We start from the raw sequence: 24778 nt of genomic DNA on the forward strand, positions 1-24778 counted from the left end.
GCGAAATCCGGGAAAGGTGTTCCGGCTGCGGAGCCGTCCCGGATTGCGCTTCGCTTCATCCGGGCTACGAAACGAGCCCCCGTTTCAGGTGAAACGCAAGGACTGGAACAAGCGCTAGTTCTACAATGAAGAACTAGTCCTACTTTCCGATGCAAAATTTCTGGAAGATGGCCTCGAGGACGTCCTCGACGTCGACCCGGCCCAACAGCCGACCCAAGGCATAGGCCGCAGCGCGCAGCTCTTCGGCGGCAAGCTCTTCGCCGTCTTCTACAAGCTCCAGGCTCCGGCGCAAGCTGCCTGAGGCCCGGCGCAGCAGATCTCGCTGGCGGGCCCGGGTCACCAATGCGCCCTCGGTGGTCCCGAAAAACTCGGCGGCGAATTTCACGAGCGCGTCGATCAGGTCGGGAACGCCGTCCCCCCGGCTCGCCGAGATCCCGAACTCGCCGCGCGGCCCGACCTCCCCCGCCTCGCCCAGATCGATCTTGTTGCGGACGATCCAGACCGAGCCGCTCGATTGATCACGCCCGGGGCCGGACTTCACCAGCGATAGCATCGCGCCCGGATCGACGGCGTGGCCACCCTCGACCAGCCACAGCACGAGGTCGGCGTCGTCGGCTCGGGCTCGCGCCCGGCGCACGCCCTCCTGTTCCACGGGATCGTCGGTCTCCCGGATGCCAGCCGTGTCGATCACCGTGACCGGATAGCCGTCGAGATCGAGCTGCACCTCGATCACGTCGCGCGTGGTGCCGGCATAGGGCGAGACAATCGCGACCTCGCGGCGCGCGAGCTGATTGATCAGCGTCGACTTGCCGACATTCGGCTCGCCGGCGATCGCGACCACCAGGCCGTCGCGCAGGCGTTCAGAATGTCCCTGTGCCGCAAGGACTTCTGCGATTTCGTCATGCAGCGCTTTGATCGCTTTCACCGCCGGTGCCCTCAGCTCGGCCGGCACATCGCCCTCGTCGGAAAAATCGATGCCGGCCTCGATCAGCGCCGACGCCTCAATGATGCGCTCGCGCCAGTCGCGCGCGCGATCGCCGAGCAGGCCCTGCAACTGGCGCAGTGCCTGGCGGCGCTGCCGGTCAGTGTCGGCGTGAATGAGATCGTCGAGGCCCTCGGCTTCGGTGAGATCGAGCTTGCCATTCTCGAACGCGCGCCGCGTGAACTCGCCGGGCTCGGCCGCACGCGTATTCGGAATATTAGAAATCGCGGCGAGGAGTGCCGCCAGCACCGCGCGGCCGCCGTGGACGTGAAATTCGGCGACGTCCTCGCCGGTCGCACTGGCCGGCGCCGGAAACCAGAGCACGACCGCGTCGTCGATCGGCTGGCCCGCGCCATCGCGGAGCAGCCGGCGGCTGGCCTGTCTCGGCGCCGGCGGCTTGCCCGCGAGCTTCGTCAGGACCAGGCCGGCCTGCGGGCCCGAGACCCGCACCACAGCGATCGCGCTCGGCGCACGGCCGGACGACAGCGCAAAGATGGTCTGGTCTCGCGGATGCATGGCCTATTTGTCCGGCTGGCGACGAAAAGGCAAACGGCCCGTTCTCGCGATGCCGACACCCCCTTTTGCTGCGCTCTGGCCCGCAGCAACGGCAATATTGCGATGCAATATAAGGCGCAGTATTTTGCTGCAGAATAGCCCCGCTCGGGCATCAACTAATCAGCCAAAGTCAAGTATTACGCAAATATATCAACAGCTTCCGGAATTCCCGGACTTTCCTTCGTCCCGTCCCCATGCTGCATTTCTTCCGCAGCAAAGCCGCACAAAAAGAAAAAGGGCGCCCGAAGGCGCCCTCTGATCTCATGCTGCATCGCACTCAGGTGTTCATCGAGTCGAAGAACTCTGAATTGCTCTTGGTCGAGCGCAGCTTGTCGAGCAGGAAGTCGATCCCATCCATGGTGCCCATCGGGTTCAGGATGCGGCGGAGCACGTACATTTTCTTGAGCACCTGCGGATCGGTGATGAGCTCCTCCTTGCGGGTGCCGGAGCGCGAGATGTCGATCGCCGGGAAGGTGCGCTTGTCCGAGACCTTGCGGTCCAGGATCAGTTCGGAGTTACCGGTGCCCTTGAACTCTTCGAAGATGACTTCGTCCATGCGGCTGCCAGTATCGACCAGCGCGGTTGCAATGATCGTCAGCGAGCCGCCCTCCTCGATATTGCGGGCGGCACCAAAGAAGCGCTTCGGGCGCTGGAGCGCGTTGGCGTCGACACCACCGGTCAAGACCTTGCCGGACGACGGCACCACGGTGTTGTAGGCGCGGCCCAGGCGCGTGATCGAATCGAGCAGGATGACGACGTCGCGGCCATGCTCGACCAGACGTTTTGCTTTTTCGATCACCATCTCGGCGACCTGGACGTGACGAACCGCCGGCTCGTCGAAGGTCGACGAAACGACCTCGCCCTTCACCGAGCGCTGCATGTCCGTGACTTCTTCCGGACGTTCGTCGATCAGCAGCACGATCAGATAGCATTCGGGGTGATTGTGCGCGATCGAATGCGCGATGTTCTGCATCAGCACGGTTTTACCCGTGCGCGGCGGCGCGACGATCAGCGCGCGCTGGCCCTTGCCGATCGGTGCGACGATATCGATCACCCTTGCAGAAAGGTCTTTTCGCGTCGGGTCGTCGATTTCCATACGGAAACGCTGATTCGGAAACAGCGGCGTGAGGTTGTCGAAATTGACCTTGTGCTTGGCCTTTTCCGGGTCTTCGAAATTGAGCGTGTTGACCTTCAGCAGCGCAAAATAGCGTTCGCCCTCTTTCGGGCTGCGAATGTGGCCTTCGATGGTGTCGCCGGTGCGCAGACCGAAGCGGCGGATCTGCGAGGGCGAAACGTAGATGTCGTCCGGTCCCGGCAGATAATTGGCGTCCGGCGAGCGGAGGAATCCGAAGCCGTCGGAGAGCACCTCGACGACGCCCTCGCCAACGATGTCGGTTTCAGCAATCGCGAGCTGCTTGAGGATGGCGAATAGCAGCTCCTGCTTGCGCATGGTGCTGGCATTCTCGACCCCATTCTCTTCCGCGAACGAGACAAGCTCGGCCGGCGTCTTCGACTTGAGGTCCTGGAGTTTAATTTCCCGCATTGGGGTGGTCCTGTGGGGTAACCTTGGGAGGGGGTGCGAGGAGGCTCTGAAATGCGGACGCGAGAAGGTAAGGTCCGCAGGTCTGGCAAGGAGAGCGCCGGTGAGGCTTCAAACCTGATGCGGTGTCCGGCCTCTGGAAAGCTCAGACAAAACCACATCCGCCTGCGTTGGGTGGGATATCGCCAATATAGAAAATCGCTTTCCACTCCGCAAGCCGAAGCGCTGAGCGATTCATCGCAAGCCTTGCCTAGAACGGCTTCACGATCACCATGATGACGATCAAAATCATCAGAGCAGTCGGCACCTCATTGATAATTCGATAGAATTTCTGGCTACGCGGACGCCGGTCGGCGGCGAAATCCTTGCACCAGCGTGAAAAAAAGCCGTGGACCCCAGACATAGCCAGGACCAGTGCCAGTTTTACGTGCAGCCAGCCGAACGAGAACCAGTGGCCGGACCAGGCGAGATAGAGCCCAGCAAGCCATGTGACGATCATGGCGGGGTTGATGATCGCCTTGAGCAGCCGGCGTTCCATCACTTTGAACGTTTCCGACTGCTTCGAGCCGATCTCGGCCTCGGAGTGATAAACGAACAGCCGCGGCAGATACAGCATGCCCGCCATCCAGGAGATGACGGCGATCACGTGCAGCGCCTTGATCCAGAGATAGACGTCTTCGAACATTTTCTGCGCCCGGCTTTCTGTCCAGCGCAGGGAACGCTGGGGATAGTAAGAACTCGTTAAGGTCTCACCCTACACACTTATCCGTCCGTAGCGCCTTCCTCTAATCTAGAATCTTAGATTCTTAAGGTTTGAGTCTATGTGACCGTGAATAGGACTCACACAATTCCGTCCGCACGTTCACGTGTGCTTGTTCACATCCATCAACATATCCCTGATGCTTCCGGCGGCCTTCGATAAGTCGGCCAGCTTCAAAGGCTTGCGCGTTTCTGTCGGCAGCTTATCAAGGGGGTTGTCCGCGCAATCCCGTTTTCCTCTCAACGGGTCGCCGGACTTGTTCCGATGGGCAGTGGTGTGAAGAAAATTGGCACTTGTCCCGCCCCTGGTGTCGCGCAACCCTTTCCGAGGGGTTAAGGTCCACAGAAATCCACAAACCACACCGCCTCCATACAAAGGGCTTTTGTGCCGACCTCGAACAATTATTTCCATCTCCACCTGGTCTCCGACTCCACCGGAGAGACGCTGATCACCGTCGCGCGCGCCGTCGCGGCGCAGTACGCCAACGTCACCCCGGTCGAGCATGTCTATCCCCTGGTGCGCAGCCAGAAGCAGCTCGATCGCGTGCTCGACGAGATCGAGGAGGCGCCGGGGATCGTGCTGTTCACGCTGCTGGAGAAGGATCTGGTCTCCCGGCTCGAGGACAAGTGCAAGCAGATCAACGTTCCGAGCCTGTCGATCATCGGTCCGGTGATGCAGTTGTTCGAAGCCTATCTCGGTGCTGCGACCACGGGCCGCGTCGGCGCCCAGCACGTCCTCAATGCGGAATATTTCAAGCGCATCGACGCGCTGAACTACACGATGATCCACGACGACGGCCAGCATGTCGAAGGCCTCGATGATGCCGACGTGGTGCTCGTCGGCGTCTCACGCACCTCCAAGACACCGACGTCGATCTATCTGGCCAATCGCGGCATCCGCACCGCCAACGTGCCATTGGTTCCGGGCATTCCGGTGCCGGCACAATTGGAGACCCTGACGCGGCCGCTGGTGGTGAGCCTGCATGCGACGCCGGAACGCCTGATCCAGGTGCGCCAGAACCGCCTGCTCTCGATGGGTGCCGATACCAGCGGCGACACCTATACCGACAGGCAGGCGGTCGCCGACGAGGTCGCGTTCGCGCGCAAGCTGAGCGCCAAACACGACTGGCCGCTGCTCGACGTCACGCGGCGATCGATCGAGGAAACCGCCGCGGCGATCATGAAGCTTTACAGTGATCGCCAGCGCAACCGGCCCACGGGATAGTTTCGGCGATGTCTCTCTGGCGCGGCGAAACTCCGTTGATACTGGCCTCGCAGAGCAGCGCGCGAAAGATGCTGCTGGCCAGTGCCGGACTGGAGTTCAAGGCGATTACGGCCGATATCGACGAGCGCGGCATTCAGGCCGCCTCGAAGCTTTCAGGCCCGCATGACATCGCCCTGCTGCTGGCGCGTGAGAAGGCCAAGGCGGTCTCGGCCGGTCATCCGGGGAGCTATGTGATCGGTGCCGACCAGACCCTGGCTCTCGGCGAGCGTCTCTTCAACAAGCCCGCAGGCCGCGCACAGGCGATGACGCAACTGCTCGACCTCGCCGGCAAAAGCCACGCGCTGAATTCCGCAGTGGCCGTGGCGCGAGATGGCAAGATCGTTTTCGAGGATGTTTCGGTGGCCCGCATGACCATGCGGCCGATGACCGAGACGGAGCTTTCCGCCTACCTCGACGCCGCCGGCGATGCGGTGACGACCAGCGTCGGCGCCTATCAGCTCGAAGGTCTCGGCTGCCATCTGTTCGAGCGCATCGAGGGTGACCATTTCACCATTCTCGGCCTGCCGCTGCTGCCGTTGCTTGCGTTCCTGCGGCGCGAACGGCTAGTTGCGGTGTGAATGACAGAAACGGCTGCCTGCTGATGCGGATCCTTGGACTGACCGGCTCGATCGGGATGGGAAAATCCACCACCGCGAAATTGTTCGCGGAGGCCGGCGTTCCCGTCTATGACGCCGATGCCGCCGTCCACCAGCTCTACGAGGGCGAGGCCGCGCCGGCGATCGAGGCCGCCTTTCCCGGCACCACCGCGAACGGCAAGGTCGATCGCCCAAAACTGTCCGCGCGCGTCGTGCACGATCCGGCCGCGATCAAGCAGCTCGAGCAGATCGTTCATCCGATGCTCGGCGCCTCCCGGCAAAAATTCTTCGCCGATGCGGAAGCAGCCAAGGCGCCTGTCGTGGTCCTGGATATCCCGCTGCTGTTCGAAACCGGCGGCGAGAAGCGGGTCGATGCCGTCGTCGTGGTGTCGACCTCGCCGGAACTCCAGCGCAAGCGTGTGCTGGAGCGCGGCACGATGGACGAGGCCAAGCTCGACGCGATCATCGCCAAGCAGACGCCGGATGCCGAGAAGCGCAAGCGGGCTGATTTCGTAGTGGATACGTCACACGGACTTGAACCCGTGCGGGCCCAAATCACGCACATTCTGGCCGAGGTCGTTAAGATGCCGCAGCGGCGAGCCTGATTCGCTGCCTCACACGGCCTCTTGATCATGCGTGAAATCGTTCTCGACACCGAAACCACTGGCCTCGATCCGCTCCGCGGCGATCGCCTGGTCGAAATCGGCTGCGTCGAGATTTTCAACCGCATGCCGACCGGCCAGACGTATCACGTCTATATCAATCCCGAACGAGACATGCCGGCGGAAGCCTTTGCGGTGCACGGGCTGTCGGCCGAGTTCCTGTCGACCAAGCCGCTGTTCCACGAGGTCGTCGACGCGTTTCTGGAGTTCATCGGCGATGCGCCGCTGGTGATCCACAACGCTTCGTTCGACATCGGCTTCATCAACGCCGAGCTCGACAAGGTCAAACGTGTCGCGATCCCGCGCGAGCGGCTGGTCGATACGCTGCTGTTGGCGCGGCGCAAGCATCCGGGCGTGTCGAACCGGCTCGACGATCTCTGCTCGCGCTATTCAATCGACAATTCACACCGCACCAAGCACGGCGCGCTGCTCGACGCCGAACTCTTGGCCGAAGTTTATGTCGATCTGGTCGGGGCGCGGCAATCGCAATTGCTCCTCGCTTCGGAAGGCGAGGACATTCGCGCCAATGCGGCTGGCGATGTGCCGCGGCGGCAGCGGACCGTGCCGCTCGCGCCGCGGATTTCCGATGCCGAGCGCGAGGCCCATCGGGCCTTCATCGCTACGCTCGGCGACAAGGCGATCTGGAACGAGTTCCTGCCCGCTCCAGCCGCCCCTCCGGCTGTTTAGGCCTGACCGCTCGTCTGCTGAGCGGCCATTTGCCGCTCCATGTTCTGACGATAGAGACCGACGAAGTCGACCGGATCCAGCATCAGGGGCGGGAACCCGCCGTCGCGCACGGCGGTCGCGATGATCTCGCGGGCGAACGGGAACAGCAGACGCGGGCATTCGATCATGACCAGCGGATGCAAATTCTCCTTCGGCACGTTGGTGATGCGGAACACGCCGGCATAGGCGAGCTCGAACGAGAACATGATCTTACCGGCGGTCTCGGCCTTGCCCTCGACCGACAGCGTCACCTCGAACTCGGTTTCGCTGAGATTGATGGCGCTGACGTTGATCTGGATGTTGATCTGGGGCGGCTGGCCCTGCTGCTGGAGCGAGGTCGGCGCGTTCGGATTCTCGAACGAAAGGTCCTTGATATACTGCGCCAGAACGTTGAGCTGGGCAGCCTGGGCCGCCTCGGGAGGGGTGCCGTTGCCGTTGGTCATGAGAGTCTCTCCTTACCCGATTTGGGCTGAATTTCGCGGCGGTTGGCTAACATAGGGCCGCCTCACTCCACAAGGACGAACGGCCCCGGATCGGGTATCCGCGCCGCCCCCGCAATTGTGACGTTCACCCGGCCATCCTGACGAAATCGCGCGTTAAACGATTGAAGATGCGCGATTTCCGGGCAGGATCGGGTTTCCCCTTAAGCATAAAACGCGCTACACTCGGCGCTGTGCCAAAAGGCGCCATTGGCCGGGCAAGATTTCGTGCCTACATCCCGAGGACCAGACGCGCGGACCTAAAATGGTGATGTAGACTTGCCGTTCCCGTATGGAACGGTCTACTGGCCGGATTGATTTTCCCGGCGACGACCCGAGACGGCCCCTTTCGGCGAAGACCAGAAAGCGAATACGACGTGGACATCTACACCATCATCTTCCTGGCGCTGGCGGTCTTCATCTTTCTGAGGCTGCGCAGCGTGCTGGGACAGCGGACGGGTAACGAGCGGCCGCCGTTCGACCGCACCGCCGCCCGCAATGCGCTGGGGGGTGCCCAGGACAAGAACGTCGTGACCATGCCGGGCAAGGTGATCGACCAGGCCCCGCTGGCGCCGACCGCCGAGCCGGCCCCGCCCTCCGATCGCTGGAAGGGCCTGACCGAGCCGGGCACCGCGCTCGCCCAGGGTCTCGACGCCATCGTCGACAAGGATTCCACCTTCGATCCGCGCCATTTTATCTCGGGCGCCCGCGGCGCTTATGAGATGATCGTGCTGGCCTTTGCCAATGGCGACCGCCGCGCGTTGCGCGACCTGCTGTCGTCGGAGGTCTATGACAGCTTCGACGCCGCCATCAAGGAACGCGAGAAGTATGAGCAGAAGACCGAGACGCGTTTCGTCTCGATCGACAAGGCCGAGCTCGTTGGCGCCGAGCTGCGCGACCGCACGGCTCAGCTCACCATACGATTCGTCTCGCAGATGATCTCGGCCACCCGCGACAAGAGCGGCAATATCGTCGACGGTAGTGCGGACACGGTCGCCGACATCACCGACATCTGGACCTTCGCCCGCGATATCACCTCTCGCGATCCAAACTGGAAGCTGGTTGGCACCGGAAGCGCGAATTAAGAATTTCCTCAAGAACAGCGCGACGGCGCTTTGCGCAGGTGCCGTCGTGCTGTCGTCGTTTTCGCTCGGCGCCGAGGCGGCGCGGCGTCACTATCGCAGCCATCACCATCATCTCCCGGCACTTGCCGCCGCCCCGCCGCGCGCCTTGCCCTATCCGCAGCTCCCTTTGCCGTTCGAAATCCCCGGTGCGCAATATCTGCCGCTGACCTGGACGGACGTGAAAGGCTGGAGCGACGACGACCATCTGGCCGCCTACAAGACGTTCCGCGCGAGCTGTCGGACGATCAACGCGCAGACCGGTGCGGCTGAACCGAAGGCGCTTGGCGGCTCGCTGAGCGAGCCCTGCCGGGCCGCCAAATCGCTCGAGCTCATCGACGACGCCAAAGCCAGGACTTTCTTCGAGGAGAATTTTGCGCCGCTGCGGATCTCGCGCCTCGGCGAGCCCGACGGTTTCGTCACCGGCTATTACGAACCGGTGTTGGAGGGATCGCGGACGCAGACCGACGTCTTCAACGTGCCGGTCTATCGTCGCCCGTCGAACCTGTTCGTGCGCGGCTACAAGCAGGACTCGGTCAGCCTGCCGAACAAGGGTCCGGTCTATCGCAAGATCGGCCGCCGCAAGCTGGTGCCCTATTACGATCGCGGCGAGATCGAGGACGGCAAGATCGCCGGCCGCGGGCTGGAGATCGCCTGGCTGAAGGACCCGACCGATCTGCTGTTCGCCCAGATCCAGGGCTCGGCGCGGATCAAGTTCGACGACGGCGGCACGGTCCGGCTGAATTACGACGCCTACAACGGCTATCCCTACACGGCCGTCGGTCGTGTCCTGATCGAGCGCGGCATCATTCCGAAGGAGGAGATGTCGATGCAGAAGATCAGGGAGTGGATGGCGCAGAACCCCGACGGCGCCAAGGATCTGCGCCGCCAGAACCGCTCCTACATCTTCTTCCGCGAGGTCAATCTGTCCGACAAGGAAGAAGCGGTGGGTGCGCAGGGCATTCCGCTGACCGCCGGCCGCTCGATCGCGGTCGACAAGGCGCTGCACGTCTACGGCACGCCGTTCTTCATCGAGGGCGAGCTGCCGATCGATTCCGAACGCTCCAAGACGCCGTTCCACCGGCTGATGATCGCGCAGGACACCGGCTCGGCCATCATCGGCCCCGCGCGCGCCGATCTCTATTTCGGCGCCGGCGCGGACGCCGGCCGCGTCTCGGGACGGCTGCGCCATCCCATGCACTTCGTCATGTTGGTACCGAAGGGCCTCGATCCCACTGTGCGCGCCGCGAAGTTGCCGGTGCCGGACCCGCGTCCCTCGGAGAAGATCGCAAGGCTGTTTCCGCAGACCGATCCTGCCAAGGATTCGCCCAAGGATCAGACCAAGCCGGCGGCTCCGGCCGCAGCCGTGGCGCAAGGTAAGGGTGAGACCGTCGCCGTTGCCAATCCGGTCCCGTTGCCGGTGCCGCGTCCCGTGATAGAGCCCGTTCAGGAGCCGCGGCGGCCAGTCAAGAATCGTCCCCATCGGCAGCAATGAAGCGATCGTCCCGTCCGCCCGTGCTGGAGCCTCGTACCTCGCCGCGCCGCCGTGCGCTGAGCGAGGAGGAGCGCGCGCTGTGGGATGCGGTCGCAAAACAGGTCAAGCCGCTGCGGAAGCATCGCGTGGCAAAGACACACACCCCGCCGCGCACTGAGCCTTCACCGGCAGCGCCGGCTACGCGATCTGCGCCATCGCCACGGCCGATCGCTGCCGCGCCGGCGGTTCGCGTGGCAAAGCCGGCCATGCCGCCGCTGGCACCGCTGGGCAAGCGCGAGCGCACAAAATTGTCGCGCGGCCGCAGCGAGATCGAGGCGCGGCTCGATCTGCACGGCATGACCCAGATACGCGCCCACCGGGCCCTGACCGGCTTCCTGCACCGCGCCCATGATGACGGCCTGACCTTCGTGCTCGTCATCACTGGCAAGGGACGGAGCGGTGGCGAAAGCGGCGTGCTCCGCCGCCAGGTACCGGAATGGCTGAGCCTGCCGGAATTCCGCGCCTTCGTCGTCGGCTTCGAGGAGGCGCATATCGGCCACGGCGGCGAGGGCGCGCTCTATGTGCGGATACGCCGGGCGAGGTATTAGAACGGCCGGACGATTCCGACGCGCGGGATCAGCGTGAGGATCAGGCCGAAGATATTTGTCTTCTGATCCTCCGACGCGATCAGCGGTGCATTGTATTTGGCCGGCAGCATCTGCACCGCGTGCAGGATCAGGAACAGGCAGACCGCCCAGTTCGAGATCCAGCGCGAATAGTCGAACACCATCGCGAACATCACGAGATAGGCGAGGCTGATGCCGATCAGCGCTGCGATGACGAGGCGCCGGTGCAGGTCGTTCGCGAGCGCGCCGATCAGGCTCGCAAAATAGCGCCAGAGTGGCGTTTGCAACCAGATCAGCAGGGCAAACACCGGCACGCCGAGGATGTTGTGCGGCAGGCGGCCCCAGGTATCCGAAACCTCCTTCGCCAGCGGCTGGTACCAGATGTAGGCGAATTGCAGCAGGTCGGTCCGCGCCGGATCGGCCATCCGGGTCTTCAGATACGCGACGAAATCCGCTTCCGGGATCGGCATCGTTCCCAGGAATTGCGCCGCGAAGAACAGCGCGCTCACGCCAAGCAATGCCACCAAACCAAACGCGACATTCGTCTTGGTGACGCTGTAGGCGAGGTAGTGCCTGATCACGACGATGGCGATGATCGTCGGCACATACATCAGCAGATGAATGTGGTGGATCAGCACGAGGACGATCGAGAACAGCGCGGCCATTGCGACGAACAGCAGCGAGCCCGCCGGCATCAGCAGCAGGATGATCGCCAGCGCGCAGCCATAGATGTCGAAATGGCCGAGCGTGTGCATGAAGTTCTTGAGAAAGAACGGCGAGCCCGCGATGAAGACGAACAGCGGCAGCGTTCTCGCGGTGAAGCCGAACGTTTTCTGGAATAGCCTTGCGTACAGCCCCAGCGTCACCAGCCACGTCGCTCCGCCGAGCGCGAACACCAGCCAAACCGGCACCTTGTCCGTGAACAGCGCGACGATGGCCCCGATCAGCGCGCGCTTGATGAAGCCGAAATGATAGTCGACGAGGAGGTGGATGTAGGGGACGTAAGGCGGCAGCTGGATCTTGTGGACGAACACGCCGACGATGACCGCGGCGTTGATCGCGAGCAGGAGACGCCAGGGATTTTTCTGAATCTGGGCGATCACGCCGCACCCGAACTGACGCGATCTACCTCCGCCGTCGTCCCGGACAAGCGAGCACAGCGAGCGCAGATCCGGGACCCATAACCACAGGAAGTCGTTCGAGCCGGGATCGTGGTCGCCATCTGTTTCAACAAGAGCCGCTGGTGGTTATGGGTCCCTGCTTTCGCAGGGACGACAGCGGCATCCATAGCGTGGCCGCAGCCGAATTACAAAATGAACCGGCTCAGATCGGCGTTCTTGGCGAGGTCGCCGACGTGCTTCTGCACGAAATCCGCATCGACCTTGACGGTCTCGCCGCTGCGGTCGGGGGCGGTGAAGGAGATTTCGTCCAGCACCCGTTCCATCACCGTCTGGAGCCGCCGCGCGCCGATGTTCTCGACGGTGGAATTGACGGCGACCGCGACGTCGGCCAGGGCGTCGATGGCGTCGGCGGTGATGTCGAGCGTCACGCCCTCGGTCTGCAGCAACGCGATATATTGCTTGATCAGCGAGGCCTCGGGCTCGGTCAGGATGCGCCGCATGTCGTCGCGGGTCAGTGCCTGCAGTTCGACGCGGATCGGCAGGCGGCCCTGCAATTCCGGCAACAGGTCGGACGGTTTCGCGACGTGGAAGGCGCCGGACGCGATGAACAGGATGTGATCGGTCTTCACCGCGCCGTGCTTGGTCGAGACCGTGGTGCCTTCGATCAGCGGCAACAGGTCACGCTGCACGCCCTCGCGCGAGACGTCGCCGCCGACCCGGCCGTCGCGTGCGCAGATCTTGTCGATCTCGTCCAGGAACACGATGCCGTTGTTCTCGACCGCGCTGATCGCCTCCAGCGTGAGCTGGTCGGTATCCAGCAGCTTGTCGGATTCCTCATTGACGAGGATCTCGTGCGAGTTCTCCACCGTCAGTCGCCGCGTCTTGCTGCGCCCGCCCAGCTTGCCGAAGATGTCGCCGAGCGACACCGCGCCCATCTGCGCGCCGGGCATGCCCGGGATCTCGAACATCGGCATGCCGCCGCCCGAGGACTGCGTCTCGATCTCGATTTCCTTGTCGTTGAGCTCGCCAGCGCGCAGCTTCTTGCGGAACGATTCGCGCGTTGCCTGGCTGGAATTGGCGCCGACCAGCGCGTCGAGCACGCGCTCCTCGGCGGCGAGCTGCGCGCGTGCCTGCACGTCCTTGCGCTTGCGCTCACGCACCTGGGCGATCGCGACCTCGACGAGATCTCGCACGATCTGCTCGACGTCGCGGCCGACATAGCCGACCTCGGTGAATTTCGTCGCTTCCACCTTCAGGAACGGCGCGTTCGCGAGCTTGGCGAGCCGTCGCGCGATCTCCGTCTTGCCGACGCCGGTGGGGCCGATCATCAAGATGTTCTTCGGGAGTACCTCTTCGCGCAAGGAGCCGGAGAGCTGCTGCCGCCGCCAGCGGTTGCGCAGCGCGATCGAGACCGCGCGCTTGGCATCGGCCTGGCCGACGATGAAACGGTCGAGTTCGGAGACGATTTCGCGGGGAGAGAAGTCTGTCATGGGACCTTAGCTAGGATCAGATGCGGGTCGGGACAAGCCGCATTTTACGTCAGATGATGGGCGGGCCCGATTGCCACTGTTTCACGGCGTCGATCGGATGGATCAGCATCAGGATATTGAGCGTCAGATTGTCGCGAATGTGAAGCGCGAGCATGATCTCGAAGGCGAGCCCGAGCAGGACGGTCACCGAGACTGGCAGCACGCGCGCGGCGAGGAACCCCATCATCATGGCCAGATTGTCAGAAATCGAATTGACGATGCTGTCGCCGAAATAATCCAGCGAGATCGTGCCGGCACGGTAGCGTTCGATGATGAAGGGCGAGTTCTCGACGATCTCCCAGGCGCCTTCGATCAGCATGGCGACGATCAGCCGTGCCGGCCAGGACAGTTGTAGGAAGGGCAGGCGCGCGAACAGCAGCCAGGTCAAGCCGTAGAACAGGAAGCCATGCAGGATGTGAGAGAAGGTGTACCAGTCGGCGATGTGCTGCGAATTCTCGGAGCTGTTCACCACGCCATGCCAGAGCTTTACATAGCCGCAGGTGCAGATCGGCACCCGCCCCATCGCGAACAAGATCGAGGCCTGCAGCGCCAGCAGCAGCAGTGCGATGCCGACCCAGGCCAATGGCGGTACGGCGACCTTGCTCTCGTGCGTGCTCGTCAGCGTCACGGCTCGCGCACCATCAGCAGCGCCGTCCCGTCCGGCGTCTCGACCATGCGGTCGCGGACGAAGCCGGCCTTCTCATAAGCGCGCACGGCGCGTGCGTTGAGCGGATCGGGATCGGTGACAATGCGTGGCAGGCCCTGCCGCAACTGGCCGTCGACGAACTGGCGGATGAACGCGGAGCCGTGGCCGCGCGCGATCATGTCGCTTTCGCCGATGAACTGGTCGATCCCACGGGTGCCCTCCGGTTGCGGCCCGAAGCCGGTATTCCAGGCTGTCAGGCGATAGCATTGAAGATAGCCGAACGGGTGGGTGCCAGCCAACACGATGAACTGGTCCATCGCCGGCTCATCGAGATCGCCGCTCACCAGCAAGAACTGCTCGTCCGGATCGCCCCACCACTCCCGCACATGCACCTCGCCCAGCCACCGCCGGATCAGCGGCAAATCGGCCGGGCTCATCGGGCGGAAGGTGTAGGCGGGCGCCATGTCCTGTTCGGTCTGGCCTAGCCGGTCGCCAGGCTTTCGATGGTCAGATTGCGGTTGGTGTAGACGCAGATGTCGGCGGCGATATCGAGGGAGCGGCGGACGATGGTCTCGGCATCCTTGTCGGTGTCGATCAAGGCCCGCGCAGCGGCCAGGGCGTAATTGCCGCCAGAGCCGATCGCCATGACCCCGGCCTCGGGCTCCAGCACGTCGCCGGTGCCCGTCAGGACCAGGGAGACGTCCTTGTCGGCCACGATCATCATAGCCTCCAGGCGGCGCAGATAGCGGTCTGTCCGCCAGTCCTTGGCGAGCTCCACCGCAGCCCGGGTCAGCTGCCCCGGATACTGCTCGAGCTTGGATTCGAGCCGCTCGAAGAGCGTGAAGGCGTCAGCCGTGGCGCCGGCAAAGCCGCCGATGACGTCGCCCTTGCCGAGTTTTCGCACCTTCTTGGCGTTGGACTTGATCACGGTCTGGCCGATCGAGACCTGGCCGTCGCCGCCGATCACCACCTTGCCGCCCTTGCGGACCGTCAAAATCGTGGTGCCGTGCCAGCCCGGTGCGCTGTTCTGGGAATCCTGCATCAAATACCTCGTTGTCGGACCTGATTTAGGCGGTCGGGACCGACCGTACAACGGGCCGCTCCGGGCCCATTTCGCTCACCATAGGCAGAAGTAGAGGCCCGGCCAGCCGTTCCCGCAGTAGCGAAGGCGTCATTTGACTGTTAAAAGACCGCCGTTTTCGGTCCAAAACCAGAATGGAAACCGCTTTTCAATGCGCACCGCGACGATCAAGCGCAAGACCAAGGAAACCGACATCGAGGTCACCGTGAACCTCGATGGCACCGGCGTGTCCAATATCGCGACCGGCATCGGCTTTTTCGACCATATGCTCGATCTCCTCGCCCGCCATTCCCGCATCGACCTCACGGTCAAGGCGGTTGGCGATTTGCACATTGATCATCACCATACCACCGAGGACACCGGCATCGCGCTGGGCCAGGCGGTCAAGCAGGCGCTCGGCAACATGGCGGGCATCACCCGCTATGCCGGCGTGCACATGCCCATGGACGAGACGCTGTCGCGCGTGGTCATCGACATCTCGGGCCGTCCGTTCCTGGTGTTCAAGGCCGACTTCCCCCGCGACAAGATCGGCGAGTTCGATACCGAGCTGGTGCGCGAGTGGTTCCAGGCCTTCGCCATGAACGCCGGCGTGACTCTCCACGTCGAGACCCTATATGGCGATAACAGCCACCATATCGCCGAGTCCTGCTTCAAGGGCCTGGCGCGGGCGCTGCGCACTGCCGTCGCGATCGATCCGAAGGCCGTGGGCGAAATCCCGTCCACCAAGGGTTCGCTCGGCGGCTGACGTCTTTCGGCCCGCGGCACGCGCCGCTTGCGGTATCACTGAATTCCTAGGAACGGGGCATCACCATGCCTGTCTACACAGTTCATGCTCCCTCCCCTGCCGGAGCAGATCTGCGCGCGACCGACAAGTTCGTCTTCGTGCGCGACGGTTTTCATTTCTGGGCGATGGTTTTGGGTCCGTTCTGGCTGCTCTGGAACAGGCTCTGGCTGGCGCTGATCGGCTGGGTGATTTTCCTGGCTGCATTCGATGCAGGGCTGCATAGCCTCGGCGTTGGCCGCAGCTCGATCTTCCTGGCCAATATGATCATCGCGGTGCTGATGGGTTTCGAGGCCTCGAGCCTGCGCCGCTGGACACTGTCGCGCGGCAAGTGGCGCCAGCTTGACGTCGTCATCTCCGACGACGAGGACACCGCCGAGCGGCGTTTCTTCGAGCGCTGGAGCCAGAAGCAGCGCGGCATCGTCAACGATCAATGGGCCGTCGATCGCGGCGGCCCGCCGCCAACCCGCAACGTGCCGGGTCAGCAATTCTCAAATCCGCCACCGCTGCCGTCGGGCGGCATCATTGGATTGTTTCCGGAACCGGGAGGGTCAAGATGAGCGTCGCGATCATCGATTACGGTTCAGGCAATCTGCATTCCGCCGCCAAGGCGTTCGAGCGCGCCGCGCGCAGCCTGGAGATTCCGCAAAAGGTCTTCGTCACCAGCGATCCGGATCAGGCCTACGGCGCCGACCGTCTGGTGCTGCCGGGCGTCGGCGCCTTCGCCGATTGCCGGCGCGGGCTCGATGCCGTCAACGGCATGGTCGAGGCGATCACCGAAGCGGTCCGCGTCAAGGCGCGGCCCTTCTTTGGTATTTGCGTCGGCATGCAGCTGATGGCGAGCCGCGGCAAGGAACACGTCATCACCGAGGGCCTGAACTGGGTCGGCGGCGACGTCGAGAAGATCATGCCGCGCGACGAGAGCCTGAAGATCCCGCACATGGGCTGGAACACGCTCGACCTGCTGCAGGAGCATCCGGTGCTGGACAGGCTGCCGCTCGGCCCCAAGGGCCAGCACGCCTATTTCGTGCACTCCTACCACCTCAACGCCGCCAACGAGGCGGACGTGCTCGCGCGCGCCGATTACGGTGGACCGGTCACCGCGATCGTCGCGAAGGACACCGCCATCGGCACCCAATTCCACCCCGAGAAGAGCCAGCGTTTCGGCTTGGCCCTGATCTCGAACTTTTTGCGATGGAAACCGTGATTCTCTTTCCCGCTGTTGACCTCAAGAACGGCCAGTGCGTGCGCCTCGAGCAAGGCGACATGGCGCGCGCGACCGTGTTCAACCTCAATCCCGCAGCGCAGGCGCAGAGCTTTGTCGAACAGGGTTTTGAGTATCTCCACGTCGTCGATCTCGACGGCGCCTTTGCCGGCAAGCCGGTGAATGCGCAGGCGGTCGAGGCGATGCTCAAGACGATCAAGATCCCGGTGCAGCTCGGTGGCGGCATTCGCGATCTCGCGACCGTCGAAGCCTGGCTCGACAAGGGCATCACCCGCGTCATCATAGGCACCGCCGCGGTGCGCGACCCTGAACTGGTGAAGGCGGCTGCAAGGAAATTCCCCGGCCGCGTCGCGGTCGGGCTCGACGCCCGTGACGGCAAGGTCGCGGTCGAAGGTTGGGCCGAGACCTCGCAGGTGACAGTGCTGGAGATCGCACAGCGTTTCGAGGATGCAGGCGTCGCCGCCATCATCTTCACCGACATCGCGCGCGACGGCTTGCTTAAAGGCTTGAATCTCGAGGCGACCATCGCGCTGGCGGATGCGATCTCGATTCCCGTGATCGCCTCCGGCGGCCTCGCCTCGATCGAGGACGTCAAGGCGATGCTGACGCCGCGCGCCAGGAAGCTCGCCGGCGCGATCGCCGGCCGCGCGCTTTACGACGGTCGGCTCGATCCCGCCGCCGCCCTCACCCTGATCCGCAACGCGCGCGCCGCCTAGGAGCTGACACATGTTCAAGGTGCGCGTGATCCCCTGCCTCGACGTCAAGGACGGCCGGGTCGTCAAGGGCGTCAACTTCGTCGACCTGCGCGATGCCGGCGATCCCGTCGAAGCCGCGATCGCCTATGACGCCGCCGGTGCCGACGAGCTCACCTTCCTCGACATCACCGCGACCCACGAGAACCGCGGCATCATGCTGGACGTGGTCCGGCGTACTGCGGAGGCCTGCTTCATGCCCGTGACCGTCGGTGGCGGCGTGCGCAAGGTTGACGACATCAAGACGCTGCTGCGCGCCGGCGCCGACAAGGTCTCGATCAACAGCGCCGCGGTGTCGCGGCGCGAGTTCGTCAAGGAAGCCGCCGAGAAATTCGGCGAACAGTGCGTGGTGGTCGCGATCGACGCCAAGCGGGTCAAGCGTCCGGGCGGCGACCGCTGGGAGATCTTCACCCATGGCGGGCGCAACTCGACCGGCATCGATGCCATCGAATATGCCCAGGAAGTGGTCTCGCTCGGCGCTGGTGAAATCCTGCTCACCTCCATGGACCGCGACGGCACCCGGCAGGGCTTCGACATCCCGCTGACCCGGGCGATCGCCGACAGCGTTCCCGTTCCCGTGATCGCCTCGGGCGGCGTCGGCAATCTCGATCATCTCGTCGACGGTATCCGCGACGGCCACGCCACGGCAGTGCTGGCCGCCTCGATCTTCCATTTCGGGGAATTCACCATTCGCGAAGCCAAGGAGCACATGGCCCGGCGCGGACTGGCCATGCGCCTCGATGCCTGACGACTCCCGTTCATAAAAATGCTACATAGGCCTGCGGGGAATGGCCTCCGTGGCCTTGTGTGTTTTCGAGTAATTCCGATGTCGCGTTTCACGATCCACGATCTGGCCGACACCATCGACGCCCGCGCGGCGGCCGGCGGCGAGGCGTCCTATACCCGCAAGCTCCTGGACAAGGGCGCCGAGCATTGCGCCAAGAAGTTCGGCGAGGAGGCAGTCGAAACCGTAATCGCAGCAGTCGAAAACGATCGCGCGCATCTGATCGCTGAAAGTGCCGACCTGCTCTATCACTTCCTTGTGCTGCTCAAGGCCCGCGGCGTAAAGCTGGAGGAGGTCGAGGCCGCACTGGACAAGCGGACGAATATGTCCGGATTGGAAGAAAAGGCGTCCCGCAAGGGTTAGTAGATCCCAACGGAAAGGTCGCGTCATGGATATCCGCGCACCCGAGCAGCAGTATAATCCGTACCGCGTCTATACGCGCGAGCAGTGGTCGCGACTGCGCGACGACACGCCGATGACGCTGGAGCCCGGCGAGTTCGACCGGCTGCGCTCGCTGCACGATCGCCTGGACTTGCAGGAGGTCGAGGACATCTACCTGCCGCTGTCGCGCCTCCTGTCGATCTATGTCGATGCGATGCAGCGCCTGTATTACGCGGAGCGCCAGTTCCTCAACATCCGCGACCGCAAGATGCCCTACATCATCGGCGTCGCCGGTTCGGTCGCGGTCGGAAAATCCACCACGGCCCGCGTGCTTCAGGCGCTGCTGGCGCGCTGGTCGCCGCGTCCGAAGGTCGAACTGATCACCACCGACGGATTTCTGTATCCCAACGCCGTGCTGGAGCGGCAGGGCATCATGCAGAAGAAGGGCTTTCCGGAGAGCTACGACCTGCCGCTGCTGCTCAGCTTCCTCTCCGACATCAAGGCCGGCCGCCGCCACGTGCGCGCGCCGGTCTATTCGCATCTGACCTACGACATCGTGCCGAACCAGTGGGCCGAGATCGACCAGCCCGACATCCTGATCGTCGAGGGCGTCAACGTGCTGCAGACCGGCAAGCTGCCGCGCGACGGCAAGGCGGTGCCCGTGGTCTCCGACTTCTTCGACTTCTCGGTCTATATCGACGCCGACGAGGCGGCGCTGCGGCAATGGTACATCAAGCGCTTCCTGGCGCTGCGTGACACCGCGTTCACCAATCCAAAATCCTACTTCAACCGCTACGCGCTGTTGTCGGACGAGGAAGCCACCGCCACCGCGATCGCGATCTGGGAACGCACCAACCTCGCCAATCTCGAGGACAACATCCTGCCGACCCGCCCCCGCGCGACGCTGATCCTGAAGAAGGGCGCCGACCACACCGTGGCAAGCGTGGCGCTGCGACGGCTGTAGGCTGCCGTGCCCACCGTCTATCTCCATTTCGAACGTGAATGGTGGGCACGCGGCGCTTTGCCCACCCTACGACATTGGTGTTTGGCGCACGCCTGCAGCCACATCGTCATTGCGAGCGCAGCGAAGCAATCCAGAATCTTTCCGCGGAGGGATTCTGGATTGCTTCGTCGCAAGGGCTCCTCGCAATGACGGAGGAGAGACCTTCCTACACCATCAGATGCCGCGCCGCCGCCAGCCCGGCCAGCGCCTCGTCCAGCTTGTCGCGGTCGAGCGGCTTGATCAGAAATCCGTTCATGCCCGCCTCGAAACAGGCATAGCGATCCTCCACCAGCGTATTGGCGGTGAGCGCAAGGATCGGCGTGTGGTGGCCGCCTTTGGCTGCCTCATGCGTGCGGATGCGTTTTGTCGCCTCGATGCCGTCGAGCTGCGGCATCTGGATATCCATCAGCACGAGATCGTAGGGCGTGCCGGCGGATGACGCGGCGAGCCAGGATTCCAGCGCCGCCTCGCCATGAACGGCGATGACGACGCGGTGGCCAAGCTTGGTCAGCAGCGAGCGCATCAGCAGCGCGTTGATCTCGTTGTCCTCGGCGACGAGGATCGACAGGCCCTTTGCCGTTACGACGGCAGCGGGCGAGGCAGCCGGCGGCTCCGGCGCCAGTTCGGGCGAGGCGACCTCCGGCGTCAGCGCGAGACGTGCCGCGAGCGAAGCCGCACGAAGGGGCTTGATCAGAAAGCCGGTGAAGGAAGCTGAAAATGTCTCGTGACGCGAGCTCGACGTCAGCAGCACCAGCCGCTGCGTCGCATGCTTGCGCGCGACCTCGCCGAGATGGTCGGCGATGGCGGCGCCGATCGCACGATCGACCAGCACCGCATGCCATGAGCGCTCCGGCAGCAGCGCCTCTGCGACGGCTCCATCCGAGACGAGGCAGATCTGTCCGCCCCAGCGCTCCAGCCGCCGCGCGATCAGCGAGGCCTCGATGCCGTCGGCGATCAGCAGGATCGACTTGCCGGTGAGATCAGGGCTCGGGAACGCCGTCTGTCCCGCGCCGGATTGCGATGGCGGAAGCGGGATCGCGACCTCGAAGGTCGAACCCTTGCCCGGCTCGCTCTCCAGGGTGATGCGGCCGCCCATGCGCTTGACGATGCGTTCGCTGATGGCAAGGCCGAGCCCGGTGCCGCCATAGGTGCGGGCGACGCGCTCATCGGCCTGCTCGAACTCGCGGAAGATGCGCGTTCGCGCTTCGGGTGCGATGCCGATGCCGGTGTCGCGCACCAGAAAACTGATCTCGTTCGGCCAGATGCCGGGTTCGACGATCAGCGCGACGCCGCCGGTCGCGGTGAACTTGATGGCGTTGCCGGCGAGGTTGAGCAGCACCTGGCGCAACCGCGCGGCATCGCCGACGACCTCGAGCGGCAGGCGCTCGTCGACATAGGCGGCGATCTCGAGCGTCTTTGCCTGCGCGCGCGGTGCGAGCAGCTCGGTGATCTCCTCGATCATGGTCGGGAGCGCGAACGGGCGCTGATCGAGATCGAGCTTGCCGGCCTCGATCTTGGAATAGTCGAGCAGTTCCTCGATCAGCGCCATTAGCGCTTCGCCGGAGGTTTTCACCGCCCTGGCATAGGTCGTCTGCTCCGGCGTCAGCGTGGTGTCGAGCAACAGGCCGCCCATGCCGATGATGCCGTTGAGCGGCGTGCGGATCTCATGCGAGGCCATCGCCAGGAAGCGCGACTTGGCGCGGTTGGCGGCATCGGCCTGGTCGCGCGCGTCCGACAGCGCGCGCTCGGTCTCGGTGCGGTCGGTGACGTCGCGTCCGACGCTCTGCAGTTCGGCGGGCTGGCCGGCATCGAGACGGACATAGCCCTCGCGCCAGGCGATCCAGCGCGCGCCGTGCGGGGTGGTGATCCTCTGGTCGTGAATGCGCGTGCCGTTGCTTTCGCGGGCGCTGTCGCCCTGCTCGAGGACGTCGAAATCGAAACGCGTGCCGACCAGCACGTTGCGCGCCTGTCCTGCGAGCGCGCAATAGGCGTCGTTGGCGAAGGTGATGCGGCCCTGGTGGTCGCGCAGCACGATCAGGTCGCCCTGCTGTTCGAACAGGCTGCGCGCGCGTTCCTCCGCCTCCTTCAGTTCCCAATTGCGGTCGATCAGCGTCTCGTTGTGGGCGGCGAGCTTACGCATCCGCTTGTTGACGAAGCGCAGCCGCATGCTGAGCGTGGCAAGGCCGAGGCAGGCGAGCGCGAACAGGAAGCTCGCGCCGACCGCAAACGTATTGGGGTCGTAGCCGGAGTTCTCGGAGCGGCTGCCGGAGACGAAGCCATAGGCGCCGCCGAAGGTTGCCGAGAAAATCATGAAGGAGCGGATCGCGAACGCGATGCGGGGATGCTGTCGCCTGAAGCGGCGCATGCGCACCTTGATCCGGAACGTCCGATCCATCGCCATCGACCCCGACTCTTGCTCCGAAACCCCGTGTCGCCAATTGCGACGATGTCTCGTCGACCTTGCGAACAGCTTGAGGCTTTGGTTCGGCCTCCAAACAGGGTTGACGAGGTGTTAACGCTTCAGAGCGAGGCGGCCTGGAGCGGAAGCGGGCGGTGGCCGCCATTGGCGCCGACGATCAGCGCCGCAGCCTCGCGCTGCGAAAACGTCTTCGAGCGCACATAGATGCGGTAATCGGCTGGCCCGTCGGTGGACAGGTAAATCACCGGGCCGCCGTCGACCGGCTCCGTGGCAATCGTGACGAGGCGCGTCGCCGGATTGGCCTGACAGGAATCCGGTTCGGAGCCGAGACCGTCGTCCACGACCGCGAAGTCCGCCGCGTCCGGATCGTCGGTGATCTGAACCCGCACCGTGGCCCGCGACAGATCGTCGGTGAAGGCGACATGGACGCCGGCCGTCCAGAACAGGGATGTCAGCTCGACTGAAGTCTCGCCCAGCGCGATGCAGGGATGCGAGACCGATCCGATCTCGCCGCGGGCGAACACCGCGGCCGCCAGCAGGGGAACAACCGAGGCCAGGATCTTGAAACGCAACATGACACTCTACTCGCCCGGCCCTGTGTGGAACTCATAGGGGAACGCGTGGGCCTTATGGTTTGCAGAGCGTAAAGGAAACTCGTTACCGCCGGGTTGATGCGCGGAAGGATCAGGCCATCTGCCGCACATCCTCCGCGAGTGCGCGGTAGGACAGCGCCTCGGCGAGATGCAGCCGGCCGATCTTGTCGGCGCCGTCGAGATCGGCGAGCGTGCGCGCCACCCGCAGGACGCGGTGATAGCCGCGCGCCGACAGCCGCATGGTCTCGGCGGCGTCGCGCAGTAATTTGGCGCCTTGCGCATCCGGCTTGGCGACGTCCTCCAACACCGAGGCCGGCGCCTCGGCATTGGTGCGAACATGCGGCAGGCCCGCATCCGCGTAACGCGCGAGCTGAATGTCGCGCGCGGCTGCCACGCGCGCGGCGACTTCCGCCGAGCCTTCCGCCGCCGGCGGCAGGATCAGATCGGCTGCGGTCACCGCGGGAACCTCGATGCGCAAATCGATGCGGTCCATCAGCGGACCGGAGATGCGCGCCTGGTAGTCGCCGGTGCAGCGATCGATGCGGCCGCGCTTGCAGGCATAGCCGGGCTCGAACGCATGGCCGCAGCGGCACGGATTCATCGCCGCGACCAGCATGAAGCGCGCAGGATAAGTCACGCGATGATTGGCACGGGAGACGGAGACCTCGCCGTTCTCCAGCGGCTGGCGCAGCGAATCCAGCACCCGCGGATCGAACTCGGGCAGCTCGTCGAGGAACAACACGCCCTGATGCGCGAGCGAGATCTCGCCGGGTTTTGCGCGGATGCCGCCGCCGGTGAGCGCGGCCATGCTCGCGGAATGATGCGGCGAGCGGAACGGCCGCCGCGCGGTCAGCGCGCCACCCTCGATCTCGCCGGCGACGGAAGCGATCATGGAGACTTCGAGCAATTCGCCCGGCGACAGCGGCGGCAGGATCGAGGGCAGGCGCGCCGCCAGCATCGACTTGCCCGCACCGGGCGCGCCGATCATGAGCAGGTGATGTCCGCCAGCGGCCGCGATCTCCAGCGCGCGCTTGGCGCTCTCCTGGCCCTTGATGTCGCGCAGGTCGAGCGGGGAGGCGGCGACCTCGTGCACGCGCGGCGTGGGCCGCGACAGCACCTGCGTGCCCTTGAAATGGTTGGCGATCTGGATCAGCGATTGCGCCGCGATGATCTGGATGTCCGGGCTCGCCCACGCCGCTTCCGAGCCGCAGGCCGCCGGACAGATCAAGCCTTCCTCGCGCACATTGGCGCCGATCGCGGCGGGAAGCACGCCGGCCACCGGCGCGATCGAGCCGTCGAGGCCGAGTTCGCCGAGAACGGTAAAACCGGTCAGCGCATCCGGCGGGATCGCGCCGATCGCGGCCATCAGCCCGAGCGCGATCGGCAGGTCGTAATGGCTGCCCTCCTTGGGCAGGTCGGCGGGCGCCAGATTGACGATGATCCGCCGCGCCGGCAGCGCCAGCCCCGAGGCAATCAGCGCCGAGCGAACGCGCTCCCGTGCCTCCGACACCGCCTTGTCGGGCAGGCCGACGATGGCGAACGCAGGGAGGCCGGGCGCGACCTGCACCTGCACGTCGACCGCGCGGGCCTCTATCCCCTCAAAGGCGACGGTAGAAACCCGCTGAACCATGCTCGAACCAGCCTGCCCTCTCGCACAATTAGGGGTAGCAGAGCCCGAT

26 protein-coding genes are annotated in these 24778 nt (G+C 64.3%); 14 read left to right on the plus strand and 12 right to left on the minus strand.

The window, feature by feature from the left end:
* Positions 1 to 139 precede the first annotated feature (139 nt).
* The 3 genes from mnmE to hemJ all read right to left on the minus strand — a co-directional run bounded on the left by mnmE (position 140) and on the right by hemJ (position 3762).
* Entirely contained in the window at positions 140 to 1498 is a 1359-nt protein-coding gene (gene mnmE, locus AB7535_RS36140) for a tRNA uridine-5-carboxymethylaminomethyl(34) synthesis GTPase MnmE (RefSeq protein ID WP_439037523.1), read from the minus strand.
* A 316-nt stretch (positions 1499 to 1814) separates the two neighbouring features.
* Complete coding sequence (gene rho / locus AB7535_RS36145) at positions 1815 to 3080, minus strand: transcription termination factor Rho (protein ID WP_045004625.1); 1266 nt, start codon at positions 3078 to 3080, stop codon at positions 1815 to 1817.
* Between the two features lie 247 nt (positions 3081 to 3327).
* Positions 3328 to 3762, minus strand: a complete 435-nt coding sequence (hemJ, locus tag AB7535_RS36150) for a protoporphyrinogen oxidase HemJ (RefSeq protein ID WP_028150172.1) — start codon at positions 3760 to 3762, stop codon at positions 3328 to 3330.
* A 459-nt stretch (positions 3763 to 4221) separates the two neighbouring features.
* On the opposite strand from hemJ, the gene AB7535_RS36155 reads away from it, so the two are divergent.
* Genes AB7535_RS36155 through dnaQ form a run of 4 tightly spaced genes read left to right on the plus strand, consistent with a single transcriptional unit; the run spans position 4222 to position 7045 of the window.
* Positions 4222 to 5061, plus strand: coding sequence for a pyruvate, water dikinase regulatory protein (locus AB7535_RS36155; RefSeq protein WP_028150170.1), 840 nt, complete (start codon positions 4222 to 4224; stop codon positions 5059 to 5061).
* An 8-nt stretch (positions 5062 to 5069) separates the two neighbouring features.
* On the plus strand, positions 5070 to 5678 hold the full coding sequence (locus AB7535_RS36160) for a Maf family protein (RefSeq protein ID WP_085404951.1): 609 nt from the start codon (positions 5070 to 5072) through the stop codon (positions 5676 to 5678).
* Positions 5679 to 5701: 23 nt separating this feature from the next.
* Positions 5702 to 6301 (plus strand): dephospho-CoA kinase, encoded by a 600-nt coding sequence (coaE, locus tag AB7535_RS36165; RefSeq protein WP_028150168.1) that lies wholly within the window; start codon positions 5702 to 5704, stop codon positions 6299 to 6301.
* Positions 6302 to 6328: 27 nt separating this feature from the next.
* Positions 6329 to 7045: a DNA polymerase III subunit epsilon gene (gene dnaQ, locus AB7535_RS36170; protein WP_354113559.1), complete on the plus strand. Its 717-nt coding sequence runs from the start codon at positions 6329 to 6331 to the stop codon at positions 7043 to 7045.
* On the opposite strand, the gene secB is transcribed toward dnaQ, so the two are convergent.
* Positions 7042 to 7527: a protein-export chaperone SecB gene (secB, locus tag AB7535_RS36175; protein WP_028150166.1), complete on the minus strand. Its 486-nt coding sequence runs from the start codon at positions 7525 to 7527 to the stop codon at positions 7042 to 7044. The genes dnaQ and secB overlap by 4 nt on opposite strands.
* A 413-nt stretch (positions 7528 to 7940) precedes the next feature.
* Between secB and AB7535_RS36180 the strand changes: the two genes are divergently transcribed.
* The 3 genes from AB7535_RS36180 to AB7535_RS36190 are packed head-to-tail and all read left to right on the plus strand — an operon-like array spanning position 7941 to position 10766.
* Positions 7941 to 8648 carry a Tim44/TimA family putative adaptor protein gene (locus tag AB7535_RS36180; RefSeq protein ID WP_063980275.1) on the plus strand — a complete coding sequence of 236 codons (708 nt, stop codon included), beginning with the start codon at positions 7941 to 7943 and terminating at the stop codon, positions 8646 to 8648.
* The gene (gene mltA, locus AB7535_RS36185; RefSeq protein ID WP_354113560.1) at positions 8626 to 10179 is read left to right on the plus strand and encodes a murein transglycosylase A; all 1554 of its coding nucleotides are present in this window, start codon (positions 8626 to 8628) and stop codon (positions 10177 to 10179) included. Before AB7535_RS36180 ends, mltA begins: the two co-directional genes overlap by 23 nt.
* Positions 10176 to 10766, plus strand: coding sequence for a Smr/MutS family protein (locus AB7535_RS36190; protein ID WP_354113561.1), 591 nt, complete (start codon positions 10176 to 10178; stop codon positions 10764 to 10766). The genes mltA and AB7535_RS36190 overlap by 4 nt, the downstream gene beginning before the upstream one ends.
* Here AB7535_RS36190 and AB7535_RS36195 read toward each other — a convergent pair.
* From AB7535_RS36195 to hslV, 5 genes are all read right to left on the minus strand, one after another.
* Positions 10763 to 11887 (minus strand): hypothetical protein, encoded by a 1125-nt coding sequence (locus AB7535_RS36195; RefSeq protein WP_439037524.1) that lies wholly within the window; start codon positions 11885 to 11887, stop codon positions 10763 to 10765. The two genes, AB7535_RS36190 and AB7535_RS36195, sit on opposite strands and share 4 nt — an antisense overlap.
* 203 nt (positions 11888 to 12090) lie before the next feature.
* Positions 12091 to 13395 carry an ATP-dependent protease ATPase subunit HslU gene (gene hslU / locus AB7535_RS36200; protein ID WP_063980271.1) on the minus strand — a complete coding sequence of 435 codons (1305 nt, stop codon included), beginning with the start codon at positions 13393 to 13395 and terminating at the stop codon, positions 12091 to 12093.
* 49 nt (positions 13396 to 13444) lie between these two features.
* The gene (locus tag AB7535_RS36205) at positions 13445 to 14062 is read right to left on the minus strand and encodes a DUF2585 domain-containing protein (RefSeq protein ID WP_063980270.1); all 618 of its coding nucleotides are present in this window, start codon (positions 14060 to 14062) and stop codon (positions 13445 to 13447) included.
* Positions 14059 to 14544: a GNAT family N-acetyltransferase gene (locus AB7535_RS36210; protein ID WP_063980269.1), complete on the minus strand. Its 486-nt coding sequence runs from the start codon at positions 14542 to 14544 to the stop codon at positions 14059 to 14061. The genes AB7535_RS36205 and AB7535_RS36210 overlap by 4 nt, the downstream gene beginning before the upstream one ends.
* Before the next feature lie 17 nt (positions 14545 to 14561).
* On the minus strand, positions 14562 to 15122 hold the full coding sequence (hslV, locus tag AB7535_RS36215; protein WP_028150159.1) for an ATP-dependent protease subunit HslV: 561 nt from the start codon (positions 15120 to 15122) through the stop codon (positions 14562 to 14564).
* Positions 15123 to 15312: 190 nt separating this feature from the next.
* On the opposite strand from hslV, the gene hisB reads away from it, so the two are divergent.
* The 7 genes from hisB (at position 15313) to coaA (ending at position 20048) form a co-directional block, all read left to right on the plus strand.
* On the plus strand, positions 15313 to 15906 hold the full coding sequence (gene hisB, locus AB7535_RS36220; RefSeq protein WP_028150158.1) for an imidazoleglycerol-phosphate dehydratase HisB: 594 nt from the start codon (positions 15313 to 15315) through the stop codon (positions 15904 to 15906).
* A gap of 65 nt (positions 15907 to 15971) precedes the next feature.
* Entirely contained in the window at positions 15972 to 16502 is a 531-nt protein-coding gene (locus AB7535_RS36225) for a DUF2628 domain-containing protein (RefSeq protein WP_028150157.1), read from the plus strand.
* Positions 16499 to 17149 (plus strand): imidazole glycerol phosphate synthase subunit HisH, encoded by a 651-nt coding sequence (hisH, locus tag AB7535_RS36230; RefSeq protein WP_063980267.1) that lies wholly within the window; start codon positions 16499 to 16501, stop codon positions 17147 to 17149. Before AB7535_RS36225 ends, hisH begins: the two co-directional genes overlap by 4 nt.
* The gene (hisA, locus tag AB7535_RS36235; RefSeq protein ID WP_354113576.1) at positions 17146 to 17883 is read left to right on the plus strand and encodes a 1-(5-phosphoribosyl)-5-[(5-phosphoribosylamino)methylideneamino]imidazole-4-carboxamide isomerase; all 738 of its coding nucleotides are present in this window, start codon (positions 17146 to 17148) and stop codon (positions 17881 to 17883) included. Before hisH ends, hisA begins: the two co-directional genes overlap by 4 nt.
* A gap of 10 nt (positions 17884 to 17893) precedes the next feature.
* Positions 17894 to 18667 (plus strand): imidazole glycerol phosphate synthase subunit HisF, encoded by a 774-nt coding sequence (hisF, locus tag AB7535_RS36240; RefSeq protein ID WP_028150154.1) that lies wholly within the window; start codon positions 17894 to 17896, stop codon positions 18665 to 18667.
* Between the two features lie 78 nt (positions 18668 to 18745).
* The gene (locus AB7535_RS36245; protein WP_028150153.1) at positions 18746 to 19066 is read left to right on the plus strand and encodes a phosphoribosyl-ATP diphosphatase; all 321 of its coding nucleotides are present in this window, start codon (positions 18746 to 18748) and stop codon (positions 19064 to 19066) included.
* A 25-nt stretch (positions 19067 to 19091) separates the two neighbouring features.
* Positions 19092 to 20048, plus strand: coding sequence for a type I pantothenate kinase (gene coaA / locus AB7535_RS36250; protein WP_028150152.1), 957 nt, complete (start codon positions 19092 to 19094; stop codon positions 20046 to 20048).
* 205 nt (positions 20049 to 20253) lie between these two features.
* Here the strand turns inward: coaA and AB7535_RS36255 are convergent, their stop codons facing one another.
* The 3 genes from AB7535_RS36255 to AB7535_RS36265 all read right to left on the minus strand — a co-directional run bounded on the left by AB7535_RS36255 (position 20254) and on the right by AB7535_RS36265 (position 24729).
* Positions 20254 to 22488 carry a PAS domain-containing hybrid sensor histidine kinase/response regulator gene (locus AB7535_RS36255; RefSeq protein ID WP_354113564.1) on the minus strand — a complete coding sequence of 745 codons (2235 nt, stop codon included), beginning with the start codon at positions 22486 to 22488 and terminating at the stop codon, positions 20254 to 20256.
* Between the two features lie 119 nt (positions 22489 to 22607).
* The gene (locus tag AB7535_RS36260; RefSeq protein WP_166062172.1) at positions 22608 to 23081 is read right to left on the minus strand and encodes a hypothetical protein; all 474 of its coding nucleotides are present in this window, start codon (positions 23079 to 23081) and stop codon (positions 22608 to 22610) included.
* Between the two features lie 109 nt (positions 23082 to 23190).
* Entirely contained in the window at positions 23191 to 24729 is a 1539-nt protein-coding gene (locus AB7535_RS36265) for a YifB family Mg chelatase-like AAA ATPase (protein WP_166347158.1), read from the minus strand.
* Positions 24730 to 24778 lie beyond the last annotated feature (49 nt).

Origin of the sequence: Bradyrhizobium sp. 956_D2_N1_4, assembly GCF_052076025.1 — a bacterium.
GTDB lineage: Bacteria > Pseudomonadota > Alphaproteobacteria > Rhizobiales > Xanthobacteraceae > Bradyrhizobium > Bradyrhizobium barranii.

What these genes read in the sequence shown, in the direction of transcription:
- mnmE (WP_439037523.1), bottom strand. Translation starts at nt 1,498, where the DNA reads ATGCATCCGCGAGACCAGACCATCTTTGCGCTGTCGTCCGGCCGTGCG.
- rho (WP_045004625.1), bottom strand. Translation starts at nt 3,080, where the DNA reads ATGCGGGAAATTAAACTCCAGGACCTCAAGTCGAAGACGCCGGCCGAG.
- hemJ (WP_028150172.1), bottom strand. Translation starts at nt 3,762, where the DNA reads ATGTTCGAAGACGTCTATCTCTGGATCAAGGCGCTGCACGTGATCGCC.
- AB7535_RS36160 (WP_085404951.1), top strand. Translation starts at nt 5,070, where the DNA reads ATGTCTCTCTGGCGCGGCGAAACTCCGTTGATACTGGCCTCGCAGAGC.
- coaE (WP_028150168.1), top strand. Translation starts at nt 5,702, where the DNA reads ATGCGGATCCTTGGACTGACCGGCTCGATCGGGATGGGAAAATCCACC.
- dnaQ (WP_354113559.1), top strand. Translation starts at nt 6,329, where the DNA reads ATGCGTGAAATCGTTCTCGACACCGAAACCACTGGCCTCGATCCGCTC.
- secB (WP_028150166.1), bottom strand. Translation starts at nt 7,527, where the DNA reads ATGACCAACGGCAACGGCACCCCTCCCGAGGCGGCCCAGGCTGCCCAG.
- AB7535_RS36190 (WP_354113561.1), top strand. Translation starts at nt 10,176, where the DNA reads ATGAAGCGATCGTCCCGTCCGCCCGTGCTGGAGCCTCGTACCTCGCCG.
- hslU (WP_063980271.1), bottom strand. Translation starts at nt 13,395, where the DNA reads ATGACAGACTTCTCTCCCCGCGAAATCGTCTCCGAACTCGACCGTTTC.
- AB7535_RS36210 (WP_063980269.1), bottom strand. Translation starts at nt 14,544, where the DNA reads ATGGCGCCCGCCTACACCTTCCGCCCGATGAGCCCGGCCGATTTGCCG.
- hslV (WP_028150159.1), bottom strand. Translation starts at nt 15,122, where the DNA reads ATGCAGGATTCCCAGAACAGCGCACCGGGCTGGCACGGCACCACGATT.
- hisB (WP_028150158.1), top strand. Translation starts at nt 15,313, where the DNA reads ATGCGCACCGCGACGATCAAGCGCAAGACCAAGGAAACCGACATCGAG.
- AB7535_RS36225 (WP_028150157.1), top strand. Translation starts at nt 15,972, where the DNA reads ATGCCTGTCTACACAGTTCATGCTCCCTCCCCTGCCGGAGCAGATCTG.
- hisH (WP_063980267.1), top strand. Translation starts at nt 16,499, where the DNA reads ATGAGCGTCGCGATCATCGATTACGGTTCAGGCAATCTGCATTCCGCC.
- hisF (WP_028150154.1), top strand. Translation starts at nt 17,894, where the DNA reads ATGTTCAAGGTGCGCGTGATCCCCTGCCTCGACGTCAAGGACGGCCGG.
- AB7535_RS36245 (WP_028150153.1), top strand. Translation starts at nt 18,746, where the DNA reads ATGTCGCGTTTCACGATCCACGATCTGGCCGACACCATCGACGCCCGC.
- coaA (WP_028150152.1), top strand. Translation starts at nt 19,092, where the DNA reads ATGGATATCCGCGCACCCGAGCAGCAGTATAATCCGTACCGCGTCTAT.
- AB7535_RS36255 (WP_354113564.1), bottom strand. Translation starts at nt 22,488, where the DNA reads ATGGCGATGGATCGGACGTTCCGGATCAAGGTGCGCATGCGCCGCTTC.
- AB7535_RS36260 (WP_166062172.1), bottom strand. Translation starts at nt 23,081, where the DNA reads ATGTTGCGTTTCAAGATCCTGGCCTCGGTTGTTCCCCTGCTGGCGGCC.
- AB7535_RS36265 (WP_166347158.1), bottom strand. Translation starts at nt 24,729, where the DNA reads ATGGTTCAGCGGGTTTCTACCGTCGCCTTTGAGGGGATAGAGGCCCGC.